The organism is Gelidibacter sp. (assembly GCF_035515035.1).
GTDB lineage: Bacteria > Bacteroidota > Bacteroidia > Flavobacteriales > Flavobacteriaceae > Gelidibacter.
Genome location: NZ_DATJCA010000110.1, coordinates 30,774 through 42,861 on the forward strand (window position 1 = coordinate 30,774; position 12,088 = coordinate 42,861).

General features: G+C 37.4%; 14 protein-coding genes and 1 pseudogene. 3 read left to right on the forward strand and 12 right to left on the reverse strand.

The window, feature by feature from the left end:
* The first annotated feature begins 29 nt into the window (after positions 1 to 29).
* A complete protein-coding gene (locus VLZ86_RS09350; protein WP_325450630.1) occupies positions 30 to 833 on the forward strand; it encodes an anti-sigma factor in 804 nt (267 codons plus the stop codon).
* Between the two features lie 378 nt (positions 834 to 1,211).
* Here the strand turns inward: VLZ86_RS09350 and ftsY are convergent, their stop codons facing one another.
* From ftsY to recR, 11 genes and pseudogenes are all read right to left on the reverse strand, one after another.
* Positions 1,212 to 2,165, reverse strand: a complete 954-nt coding sequence (gene ftsY / locus VLZ86_RS09355) for a signal recognition particle-docking protein FtsY (RefSeq protein WP_325450633.1) — start codon at positions 2,163 to 2,165, stop codon at positions 1,212 to 1,214.
* Between the two features lie 317 nt (positions 2,166 to 2,482).
* Positions 2,483 to 2,635 carry a DUF4295 domain-containing protein gene (locus VLZ86_RS09360; RefSeq protein WP_129016607.1) on the reverse strand — a complete coding sequence of 51 codons (153 nt, stop codon included), beginning with the start codon at positions 2,633 to 2,635 and terminating at the stop codon, positions 2,483 to 2,485.
* Between the two features lie 45 nt (positions 2,636 to 2,680).
* Complete coding sequence (gene rpmG, locus VLZ86_RS09365; RefSeq protein WP_007648529.1) at positions 2,681 to 2,863, reverse strand: 50S ribosomal protein L33; 183 nt, start codon at positions 2,861 to 2,863, stop codon at positions 2,681 to 2,683.
* Positions 2,864 to 2,889: 26 nt separating this feature from the next.
* Positions 2,890 to 3,126 carry a 50S ribosomal protein L28 gene (gene rpmB, locus VLZ86_RS09370; protein WP_325450645.1) on the reverse strand — a complete coding sequence of 79 codons (237 nt, stop codon included), beginning with the start codon at positions 3,124 to 3,126 and terminating at the stop codon, positions 2,890 to 2,892.
* Between the two features lie 78 nt (positions 3,127 to 3,204).
* Positions 3,205 to 4,452 (reverse strand): competence/damage-inducible protein A, encoded by a 1,248-nt coding sequence (locus VLZ86_RS09375; RefSeq protein ID WP_325450647.1) that lies wholly within the window; start codon positions 4,450 to 4,452, stop codon positions 3,205 to 3,207.
* A complete protein-coding gene (locus tag VLZ86_RS09380) occupies positions 4,452 to 4,793 on the reverse strand; it encodes an Hpt domain-containing protein (protein WP_325450649.1) in 342 nt (113 codons plus the stop codon). Before VLZ86_RS09380 ends, VLZ86_RS09375 begins: the two co-directional genes overlap by 1 nt.
* Positions 4,794 to 5,405 (reverse strand): annotated as a pseudogene (locus tag VLZ86_RS09385) (fumarylacetoacetate hydrolase family protein). It abuts the gene before it with no gap.
* 180 nt (positions 5,406 to 5,585) lie between these two features.
* Positions 5,586 to 6,362 (reverse strand): 3'-5' exonuclease, encoded by a 777-nt coding sequence (locus VLZ86_RS09390; RefSeq protein WP_325450651.1) that lies wholly within the window; start codon positions 6,360 to 6,362, stop codon positions 5,586 to 5,588.
* 219 nt (positions 6,363 to 6,581) lie between these two features.
* Positions 6,582 to 7,949: a dihydrolipoamide acetyltransferase family protein gene (locus VLZ86_RS09395; RefSeq protein ID WP_325450653.1), complete on the reverse strand. Its 1,368-nt coding sequence runs from the start codon at positions 7,947 to 7,949 to the stop codon at positions 6,582 to 6,584.
* 118 nt (positions 7,950 to 8,067) lie between these two features.
* On the reverse strand, positions 8,068 to 9,159 hold the full coding sequence (locus VLZ86_RS09400) for a glycosyltransferase family 2 protein (RefSeq protein ID WP_325450655.1): 1,092 nt from the start codon (positions 9,157 to 9,159) through the stop codon (positions 8,068 to 8,070).
* A gap of 7 nt (positions 9,160 to 9,166) precedes the next feature.
* Positions 9,167 to 9,784 (reverse strand): recombination mediator RecR, encoded by a 618-nt coding sequence (gene recR, locus VLZ86_RS09405; protein ID WP_325450657.1) that lies wholly within the window; start codon positions 9,782 to 9,784, stop codon positions 9,167 to 9,169.
* A 124-nt stretch (positions 9,785 to 9,908) separates the two neighbouring features.
* Here recR and VLZ86_RS09410 point away from each other — a divergent pair, with 124 nt between their 5' ends.
* The gene (locus tag VLZ86_RS09410) at positions 9,909 to 11,351 is read left to right on the forward strand and encodes a sodium:solute symporter (RefSeq protein WP_325450659.1); all 1,443 of its coding nucleotides are present in this window, start codon (positions 9,909 to 9,911) and stop codon (positions 11,349 to 11,351) included.
* Here the strand turns inward: VLZ86_RS09410 and VLZ86_RS09415 are convergent.
* Complete coding sequence (locus tag VLZ86_RS09415; RefSeq protein WP_325450666.1) at positions 11,322 to 11,684, reverse strand: CoA-binding protein; 363 nt, start codon at positions 11,682 to 11,684, stop codon at positions 11,322 to 11,324. The genes VLZ86_RS09410 and VLZ86_RS09415 overlap by 30 nt on opposite strands.
* Before the next feature lie 125 nt (positions 11,685 to 11,809).
* Here VLZ86_RS09415 and VLZ86_RS09420 point away from each other — a divergent pair.
* A partial coding sequence (locus VLZ86_RS09420) for a carboxypeptidase-like regulatory domain-containing protein (protein WP_325450661.1) occupies positions 11,810 to 12,088 on the forward strand: 279 nt, incomplete at its 3' end.

A 12,088-nucleotide genomic window follows, 5' to 3' on the forward strand; every position in this document is an offset into this window, starting at 1 on the left:
TATAGTATACAGTATAAAGTGTAGAAAAAATGGAAAATAATTTACAAATTTTTATGGAATCGGGCCTGCTGGATCGCTATATCCTAGGTACCACAACTCCTAATGAAAATTTAGAAGTAGAAAGTTATATTGCTGAATTTCCTGAAGTAAAAGTTGAGTATGAGAGACTTCAAGATAATTTAGAAATTTTAGCGAAGGCAAATTCGGTTGAAGCACCAAAATATATTTTGAACGCCGTAATGAAAGAAATTACAGAAGATGCACCAGTCATACGTATGCACTCATCTCCCACGCACAAACGTACACCATGGTTTAGCATAGCGGCAAGTATCGCGGCTTTTGTTTTTGGCAGTACTGCGTTTATGCTCTATGAACAAAATATGTCTCTACACCATGAAAACCAAGTGGTTGTAGAAGAGATTTTTGACCTTAGAAGTGATATAGAAGACAACAACCAGAGGCTTGAGAATGTGATGCTTCAATTTATGAAATTGAACAACCCAGAAACTGAAAAGTACGTCTTAAGAGGAAATTCAAGAGCTAAGGACCTTAAGACAGTGGCTTATATTAATGCAGTGGACAAAACATCTATGATTGATGTGGTCTCCCTACCTAAGCTTCCTGAAAACCAAACTTATCAAATTTGGGCTGAACTCCAAGATAGAATGGTGAACCTAGGCATTTTGGATGAATCCGAACGCAAATTGAAAACCATACCTTATATGGAAGATGCGCTTGGGTTGAGTATTACAATAGAACAAAATGTAGGCTCTAAGATCAATAAGGCGCATGCTGAAAATTCAGTTGCAGAAATCACACTAAAAAATAATTAGCTAAATTAAAAACACCAATAACTTGATTTTTTCAATTTACCTTAAATTAGAAGGAGGCTCCCTGAACAGGCAGCCTCTTTTTTTGTGATATTTAAATTTCTGAAAAGTATGTACTGCGCCCTTTAAATAGCAGCACGGAGAAGGATGATCCAAAAAATTAGGCGAAAACCTGCTCAAAATTTTCAATTAGTGATGTTGGTCTAAGAAAACAAAGGGCATTATATTGACTAAATAAATAAGGTATTTCCCATCATTAGGGTAAGATAATTATAAATTGGCGCATCGTAAATACTGTGGGAAAGTAGCGCCGACAGGATGTATTCTTCAAAGACAAATTGGCTTTGGAAGTTCAAGATTCCTGCCTTCGCAGGAATTGGGTTATTTAAAGAAGGAATCTACAAATTCAAACTTATTGAAGACTTGCAAATCATCAATACCTTCTCCAACGCCAATATATTTTACTGGAATTTTAAACTGATCAGAAATTCCGATGACTACCCCACCTTTAGCAGTACCGTCCAACTTTGTGACGGCAAGTGAGGTCACTTCTGTAGCAGCAGTGAACTGTTTGGCTTGTTCAAAAGCATTTTGCCCTGTAGATCCGTCCAATACCAATAACACATCGTGAGGTGCATCCGCAATTACTTTTTGCATTACCCGTTTGATTTTCGTCAACTCATTCATTAAATTGATTTTATTGTGCAAACGTCCTGCAGTATCAATGATAACTACATCGGCATTTTGGTTTACCGCACTCTTTAAGGTATCAAAAGCGACAGAAGCAGGATCACTCCCAAAGTCTTGGCGTACCATTGGCACATCTACTCGGTCTGCCCAAATTTGCAATTGATCTATGGCGGCAGCTCTAAAGGTATCTGCAGCCCCAAGAACTACTTTTAAACCTTGTTTTTTGAACTGAGATGCCAACTTGCCAATAGTGGTAGTTTTCCCTACACCATTCACGCCTACAACCATGATGACGTAAGGTTTCTTATCTTTTGGAACGGTAAATTCTGTCGCATTTCCGCTATCAACTTCAGACAACAAACCGGCAATTTCCTCACGCAAGATTTGATTGAGCTCAGACGTACCTAAATATTTATCTTTGGCAACGCGCTCTTCTATTCTATCAATGATTTTTAAAGTCGTGTTGACCCCCACATCACTAGACACTAAAATTTCTTCAAGATTGTCAAGGACATCGTCATCTACTTTAGATTTTCCGGCAACTGCTTTGTTTAGCTTGGTGAAAAATGAAGTTTTGGATTTTTCCAAACCTTTATCTAAGGTTTCCTTTTTTTCTGAAGTGAATATTTTTTTAAAAAAGCTCATTTGTTTTGCGATATTTATTGTTATGCCGTTTTACAGATCAAAGACGGAGTTGCGTTAGGGATTGCAGCGGCATCCTTTTTAATTTGATGGCTGAGCTTGTCGAAGCCACCAAATTAAAAAGATATAGCGTAAAGCCCGACCTTTTCAACTCATAAGGTTTACAAAAGCCTTATGGGTTTAAAAGGTAACGCCAAAATCAAACAACAAATTTTAGTCCTTAAGATTCAAACTGCTAAATTGTCAGATTTAACTCAAATATAGACATAAAAAAACTGCTTTCAAATGAAAGCAGTTTTTATAAAATATAGTGTATATATTTATTTTTTATTTAAAAAATCGTCCACAAACTCAGGCGCGATAACAGTTTCAACGAACTGATAAGCTCCTGTTTTTGGAGATTTAACCATTTTAATTGCTTTGGTTAATCTCTTAGATCCTTTTTGTAACGATGCTACTGATTTCTTTGCCATTGTATACTTTCTTTTTATAATTCCCAAATGAATGGGAATCGACATTTATTTTATCTCTTTATGAACTGTCATTCGCTTAAGGATAGGATTAAATTTCTTAATCTCCATTCTGTCTGGCGTATTCTTTTTGTTTTTTGTAGTGATGTAACGAGACGTTCCTGGTTGTCCGGACTCTTTGTGCTCAGTACACTCTAATATAACTTGTATTCTATTACCCTTTTTTGCCATTATCTTAACTTTTTAGCTTGCGGCTATTATTTTAAAAATCCTTTAGATTTCGCTTCTTTGATTGCAGCAGCAATACCAATTTTATTGATGGTTTTCAACGCAGATGTAGAAACTTTTAAAGTTACCCATTTATCCTCCTCAGGAATGTAAAAACGTTTTTTGATCAAATTTGCATCAAATTTACGCTTCGTTTTATTCATAGCGTGAGATACGTTGTTTCCAACCATCGCTCTTTTTCCAGTAAGTTCACAAACTCTTGACATTCTTTCTAACTTTAATAATGTTATTTAAAACAGTTTGCAAATTTAGTAAAACTTTACAATACCTACAAACTTAAATTGTTACTTTTTTGAAATTTCTTTCTGTAGCATTTCAAAGGCTTTATTAGAAGCTCTGTTTATGACTTTGTGGCGATGATTACCAAACGTAAAGCGTTCTGAAAATACGTTGTTCTTGGTAGCGATAGCAATATAGACAGTTCCTACCTGGGCATCTGAATCGCCTTTTGTGGGACCGGCATTACCTGTGGTTGCAATGGCATAGTCCGAATCAAATAGTTTTAAGATCGCTTTGGCCATTGCTTCCGCAACTTCTCCACTCACGACAGAAAACTCGGCTATCAATTCTGGATCAATTTTCAAAACATCAACCTTGGACTGTGTGGCATAACTGACCACACTTCCTTTAAAATATTGAGATGCACCCGCATTAGCAGTAAAGGATTCAGCTATTTTACCTCCTGTACAACTTTCTGCCGTGGCTACTGTTTTACCCAAAACAATCAATTCTTGTCCAATAACAGCTTCTATAGATTCATCACGTTCAAAACCAATAAAGATGTCTTTAATTTGCGGCAACAACAATTCAATCTGTTGTTTTATTTCCCTCTGGATCATATTTTTGTCCATAGACTTTCCCGAAAGACGCAAACGTACCCTTCCTAAACTAGGCAAATAAGCCAATTTTATGTAGGAGGGCAAATGGTCTTCCCACGCCTCGATGCGTTGTGCCAAAGCACTTTCGCCCAGACCGTAAGTCAATATCGTTTCATGTTGAATATAAGGAAACTTAAACTGCTTTGCGAGTTTAGGAATCACTGCGTCATCCATGAGTCCGCGCATTTCATAGGGCACACCAGGGAGCGAGATGAATACTTTCCCTTCTTTTTCAAGCCACATTCCTGGAGCACTGCCGTGGTAATTCATCAGCACTTCTGCTTTTGACGGCACCATAGCTTGATCTAAATTGACTTGTGTTGGTGTTTTATCAACGTTATCTTGCCAAATTCGCCAAATATTTTCCGTGACCGCATCATTTCTGACAAGGGTGTCATTAAAGTATTCTGCAATGGTCCGTTTCGTGATATCATCCTTAGTAGGCCCCAATCCGCCAGTGATGATGATGATATTTGCATTCTCTTCAGCCTCCTTAAAGGACTTCAAGATGTGCTCCTCATCATCTTGCACGGAAGTAATCTGATAAACAGACACCCCAATCTTATTAAGTTCTTTGGCTATAAAAGCAGAATTGGTATCGACGATCTGACCAATAAGAATTTCATCACCAATCGTTATAATTTCAGCTAACATTAGAGATCAAAATCTTTTTTAATTTCTTCGGAAGTTCTTTCTATAGCCTCCAAAACCGACTTTAATTCCTTTGACACATCCATGTCCTTCTTTTCCAACTTACCCCAATCCTGAACGGTGATTAAATCTTCTAAAACCCCAAGTTCAAACAAATCTATGGTTGGTTTCATTTTGTGAGCTGCTTGATAAGTAGTATAATAATCTGCTTCTGCAACGGCCTTTTTAAGTCGTGCCGCATCTTCTGGAACTTCTTCCAAAAATGCCGCAGCAATTGCCATTACAAAATCCTCATCGCCATCCGCTAATTCACGAACGCGATAAAGTTTATAATTTTCTTCCATTTACTTGATTGTTAATTTAAACATTTCGTTATTTTCAATCAATCCCCTTAGTTCATCATTAGCTTCTACCTTAGCAACTCCTGATGGTGTCCCCGTAAAGATAATGTCTCCTATCTTTAAAGTAAAATATTTTGACACATATTCTATAAGTTCATCAATTTTCCATAGCATATGACTTGTGTTCCCTTGCTGAACAAGAACTCCATTATTTTCTAATGAAAAATTAATGTCATCCACCGACTCAAAATCAGATTTTGCTATCCATTTTCCCACCATTGCAGCGCCATCAAAAGCTTTGGCTTTTTCCCATGGCAAGCCTTTCTCCTTTAATTTCTGTTGTAAATCTCGCGCTGTAAAATCGATACCTAGTCCAATCTCATCTTAATATTTATGTGCGAATTTTTTATCGATATATTTACCAACTTTAGATATTTTTACCAGAACCTCCACTTCATGATGGACATCATTAGAGAAATCAGGAATAAAAAAGGGTTGATTTTTTAATAGGACCGCGGTATCAGGCTTCAAAAACACGACTGGTTCTGCTGGCTTTTCGTTGGCCAATTCTTTAATATGCTCTGTGTAGTTCCGACCTATGCAGATGATTTTCATGAATATTTATTGTTGGTTTATCTAATAGTGTGTTGCTGTTGTGTTGCCACGAATACACGCATAAATTAAATTCTTAGATGTCTTTATATTTCAAAGTGTTACTAAAATTGGAATAGTTGCACCATGTGACTAAGCATCCTTGAACAGCCTACTTATTTGTCCATAGGCAAGCACAGAAATTTAGGTCAATTTATTATTAAACGCCCTTAATTTAATGGCGGTTAAAACTTTTTTGGTGTATAGCGGAAAGTCTGCATTGAGCAACCATCCAAAATATCCTGGCTCTTCGTTCAACACATCTTCTACTCTTTTGCTTTTATGTTTCCCAAAAGAAAAACACTCTTCATTATATTTATTATAAACGATGAACCCAGCAAAATCGGCGAATTTCTTGCGCGAACTGAATTCGGCTAAAAACTTGGTGTCATTTTCCAATTCATCATATTTTGCTATTTGAGCTTTTAAGACTTCATAGGTGGCTTCAGTATCTGCCGCTGCGCTATGCGCGTCGTCAAGATTCTTATCACAATAAAACTTATATGCGGCTGCCAAGGTGCGCTGTTCCATTTTATGAAAAATAGTTTGTACGTCAACTGCCACACGACCTTTCATATCAAAATCAACCCCAGAACGTAACATTTCTTCTGCTAATAAAGGGATATCAAATCGGTTGGAGTTAAACCCTGCCAAATCTGAATCTTTAACCATGGTATTAATCTCATGTGCTAATTCTTTAAAAGTTGGTTTGTCAGCAACATCTGCATCCGAAATTCCATGAATTTCTGTAACCTCAGCTGGAATTGGCATTTCTGGATTTACCAACCATGTTTTTCGATCTTCCTTTCCGTCGGGAAACACTTTTAAGACCGCAATTTCCACAATGCGATCTGAGGTAATATTAATACCAGTAGTTTCAAGGTCAAAAAAACAGATAGGTTTTGTGAGATTAAGAGTCATTTTTGTTTTGTGGTTTATTGATTGTTAGTGATCGCTTCTCTCTTTCCGACTGGCGAAAGGTAGAAAAGCTCAGCGCAAAAATTTGAAGCTGATTTGAAAATAATTAGCGTAAAAATAGAAAAACCTAACTGTTTTAAGATTAGGTTTAAGATTTGTTTAAGTTTTATGTTTAATCAGATCCTGACAGGTTTTTAAAACCTATCAGATCTGAATAATATATTAGATTTCGCGATTGACATCCCAAGCTTCCAAATAGTCTTTGACCGCTTTTACAAATTGCCCACCCAATGCCCCATTAACAACACGATGGTCGTAAGAATGTGACAAGAACATTCTGTAACGGATGCCTATAAAATCGCCTTGAGGAGACTCTACAACTGCAGGCACTTTTCTTATCGCCCCAAGAGCCAAAATCCCTACTTGTGGTTGATTGATAATTGGTGTCCCCATTATACTTCCAAAAGTACCCACGTTAGTTACAGTGTAAGTTCCTCCTTGAATATCGTCTGGCTTCAATTGGTTTAAACGGGCTCTGTTTGCTAAATCATTAACACGTTTGGTCATCCCGATCAGGTTCAGCTGATCTGCATCTTTGATAACAGGAACAATAAGATTCCCATCAGGAAGTGCTGCTGCCATTCCTATATTAATATGTTTCTTTTTGATGATTTTATCATCTTGGAGCGAAATATTCATCATCGGGAATTCTCTCAGCGCTTTCGCGACAGCTTCCATAAAGATGGGTGTAAAGGTGAGGTTTTCACCTTCACGTTTTGCAAAATCATTTTTGACTTTATTGCGCCAGTTCCAGATATTGGTTACATCGGCCTCAATAAAACTTTGTACGTGCGCTGATTTCTGTATTGATTCCACCATGTGATGTGCAATGAGTTTGCCCATTCTGGTCATCTCAATGATCTCATCACCATTGCTGGCTAATACAGGAGCCGCTTTGGATTTTTCAGGAGCTTTCTCTTTTGCGGGCTGTACCGCTGCTGGCTCTTGCTGAGTAGATGTTGCTATATGTTCTTTTGCAGATCCTTGTGTTGCAGACACTGGAGCCGATTTCTTAGCTTCAAGATATTCGAAAATGTCATTTTTGGTCACTCTTCCATCTTTTCCAGTACCCGAGATACTGTCCAATTCAGATTGGGAAATGCCCTCTTCTTTAGCTATATTCTTAACTAATGGCGAATAAAAACGATCTTCAGTAGAAGCGACAGGAGCTGCCACTACCGTTTTAGCTGCCTCCACTGTTGCTGCTACTTGAGCAACCTCCGGAGTATCAACCATTGGAGCGGGAGCTGAGTCTTGATTTGGTGCTGCAGGCGCTTGAACAGCACTTGCATCAGTTTCAATGATTGCTATTACTTGCCCTACTTTTACAATATCATCAACATTATAAAGGATCTCGGTCAGGACGCCATCCACTTCACTGGGCACTTCGCTATCCACCTTATCGGTTGCAATTTCTAATACTGCTTCATCAGCTTCAATAGTGTCGCCAACATTTTTCAACCAAGAGGTAATAGTTGCTTCTGCTACGCTTTCACCCATTTTTGGGAGTTTCAGTTCAAATTTTGCCATATTATTATTCTGATGCTAAAATTTTTATTTGCTCATGCAAAATTAGTTAAAATTGCCATACTTCATTACATAATCCTTTATATTTTCCGAATTCTTGGCGCATATGTTCATTGGATTTTTATATCAAAACCACTTCCCCTTGTTGTTCCGCGCTATCGCTCCCAATAATAAACTTGGAGTTTCTAGGTAAAATTCTAAAGGTGAATTCTTTGTCTTTATCTGAAAACATCATGCATTCAATAACTGACTTGTAATCAATGGTGTTGCCGTCAAATACAACTTGAGAATGTGCAGAAGCCTCAGCTAAACTCTGAACCGTTGTTATGTTGAAAGGGAGTTCTGTATTAAAGTGTAAACTTTTGGTCATTAACTTATGAGAGGTGACATTTTGATCAATTTGCGATGGGTTTCTGAATAACAACCTCGAAAAGAGAATTCCAAACCAGACTATAATATCAAAAACAAGATTGGATTTAAAGTGCTTGTTGTAAAAAACCTGCATCGCTCCATGAAACCGTTTCGCATAAATTTTGTCTTTCAAGGTACTTTCTCCTTTAAAGTGAAGAATGGCTGTTTCTCCAAAATATATATTTTCATACCCTGCTTTCAGGACTTTATAAGAAAGATCAATATCTTCACCGTACATGAAGTAATCTTCATCAAAACCTTCAACTTGGTCGTAGATCTCTTTTCTGAGAACCATGAATGCACCTACAAGAATGTCAACTTTGCCAGTATCCGTTGGTGATAAATGGTTGGCATAATAGGCCTTGGAAAACCCCAGTATTTTTTTTATGGAAACCAATGGCGAGGGGATGTTTCTTTTACTTTCAGGCAGAAATTGACCACGTCCATCAATAAGTTGGCAACCCAAAATCCCGATATTTATATGATTTTTCATATAGGCCAATATCTTTATAAAAGTATCTTCCGACACAACCGTATCAGGATTTAGAATGCACAGGTATTCACCTTGTGCTTTGGCGACACCAATATTGTTCCCTTTTGAGAAACCAAAATTTTCTTTGTTTTCAATTAAGATCACCTCTGGAAAAAACTGCTTTACCATCCTGCAGCTATCGTCTGACGACTGATTGTCAACAACAATTATTTCAGCATCCAAATTGGCTATTGCAGCTTGCACACTTCTGAGGCACAACTCCAAGAAGTAGCGCACATTATAGTTTAATATGACAACGGATAACTTCAATAAAATATTAGGATTTTAAAGAGGATTCAAAAGGGATTCTATTCAAGATACTTCTTCCAAGCGTGACCTCATCAGTATATTCCAATTCGTTACCTACGGAAATACCTCTTGCAATTGTGGAGGTAATAATTTGACACTCTTGAATTTGCCTAAAGATATAAAAATTGGTCGTATCACCCTCCATAGTAGAGCTTAGGGCGAAAATCAACTCTTTTACAGTTCCTTTTTTCACTTTTTCAACCAGCGAAGAAATATTGAGGTCATTAGGTCCAATCCCGTCCATTGGCGATATTTTCCCTCCCAATACATGATATAACCCTTTAAACGAACTTGTATTTTCAATTGCCATGACATCTCTAATATCTTCTACGACACAGATGATTTCTCCTGTCCTGCGCGGATTTGAACAAATCTCACAAAGTTCAGTATCACTGATGTTATGGCAACTTGAGCAGAATTTAATATCATTCCTCATATGTTGCAACGCCGAAGCAAGCAACATGGTTTGATCTTTTGGCTGTCTGAGCAAATGCAATACCAAGCGCAAGGCCGTCCGTTTCCCGATTCCAGGGAGTTGAGACATTTCATTGACTGCTTTTTCGAGTAATTTTGAAGAAAATTCCATGGGTGCAAAATTACGATTTTAGTAGATAATTTTGAGGCTTTAACATGTTCTTATTTCACTTTAAGTCACGTTATTTGAAAATTGAAAACTTTAATAAGTAATTTTCCGCTATATTTTATTATTTATGCATTCTACAACCATTATCCTACTGATTCTATCCTATTTTGGAGTTCTTATTTTGATAGCCTACCTCACCGGAAAAAAATCAGATAATAACACTTTTTTTAAAGCGAACAAACAAGCACCTTGGTATGTAGTGGCCTTTGGGATGATTGGTGCTTCACTTTCTGGAGTGACCTTCATATCGGTTCCTGGGTGGGTAGAATCCTCCCAATTCAGCTATATGCAAATGGTTTTGGGCTATATTGTAGGTTATTTTGTTATCGGTACGGTTCTTCTACCACTTTATTACAAACTGAACCTTACCTCTATTTATACCTATTTAGAAGAGCGTTTTGGGAATGCCTCCTATAAAACCGGTGCCTCATTTTTTCTCATATCCCGAATTGTGGGCTCAAGTTTCAGGTTGTTTTTAGTGGCCAATGTCCTGCAAGTGCTTCTTTTTGATGATTTAGGTATCAGCTTTTGGCAAACTGTAACCATTACTGTTTTTTTAATATGGTTATATACCTTCAAATCTGGAATCAAGACCATTATTTGGACGGATACCTTGCAAACCCTGTTTATGCTGATTTCAATTGGCGTTGCCATATACTATGTAAGTGATGACTTAGGTATTAGTGGCGGAAATCTCTTAGGCTATGTCTTAGACAGTGATTTGTCCAAAACCTTTTTCTTTGACGACTTTAAATCGAGTGATTATTTCTGGAACCAGTTTATATCCGGAGCATTCATCGCCATTGTAATGACTGGATTGGATCAGGATATGATGCAAAAAAACCTCACCTGTAAAAGTTTGAAGGATGCGCAGAAAAACATGTTCTGGTTTACCATCATATTAACATTAGTGAACTTTATGATTTTAAGTTTAGGCCTTCTTTTAACGGTCTATGCACAACAAAATGGCATTGATGCACATAAAGATGAGCTCTTCCCTATTTTGGCAAAAGAACATCTAGGAATTGGCGTTTTTATCTTCTTTTTATTGGGATTGATTGCCGCGGCGTATAGCAGCGCGGATAGTACTCTAACATCTTTGACCACCTCATTCAGCATTGACATTTTAGGCATTGAGAAAAAGCATAATGCCGCAAAACAAATTACAATTAGAAAACGTGTTCACGTGATGATGTCGTTTGTCTTGATCTTGGTCATTATAGCCTTTAAATACGCTATTAAAGATGAAAGTGTCATTGCAAAACTCTTACTTTTTGCGGGATATACCTATGGACCTTTACTTGGTCTTTATGCTTTTGGACTGTTCACCAAGTGGCAGGTAAAAGATAAATGGGTGCCCATTCTTGCCATTCTGTCCCCAATTCTCTCTTATATTATCGGTCTTAACAGCCTAACCTGGCTAGGTTTTGAATTTGGATATTTTATACTGATTTTAAATGGCCTCTTAACATTTTTAGGATTAATACTGATTCGTTCCAAGCAGCACTAAGGTGCAGGCCGCCTCAAACTCAATTTGCTCCTGATTTAACAAGTCGAAAAACTCTGGATTTTCTGTTCCCGGATTAAAAATGACGCGATTTGGTTTTAAAGAAATGAGGTAGTCGTAAAACGGCTCTTGTCTTGTGGCATTCATATATAAAGTCACAGTATCTATGCCATGATAAGGTTTCAATTCTGCATCAATTTTCACCCCTGCCACCTCGCCTTCCCGTAAACCAAAAGCCACAACTTCATGTCCGTGAGCAATCAGTCGGTGCACCGCTGTATTAGAATATCTGCTCGGATTTAGAGAGGCTCCGAACACCAAGGTTTTTTTCTTCAGTTGCATAATTTCAAGGGTTTTATTTTTAAAAAAAATTAATAAGAGCGTAACAATGCACAAAAGTACTCGTCTCTCTATTAACAATCAAATCTAAATTCATCAATCAAATCAAAAATTCTTCACCAATGAAATCATTAATTTTATTTTGCCTGATAATGTGTTCGACATTATATGCCCAACCGTCGGTTTCCGACTTACCAAAAGAAGGTTCAATTTCAGGAACAATCATTGACGCCCATCTCAATCAACCGCTGCCGTATGTAACTATAGTTATTAAAAACAGCAACAATGAGACCGTTACCGGTTCAATTAGTCAAGATGACGGCAACTTCAAAATCTCAAAAATCCCAGAAGGCCAATTCTCTGCAACCATTCAATATATAGGTTACAAAACCATTATCCAG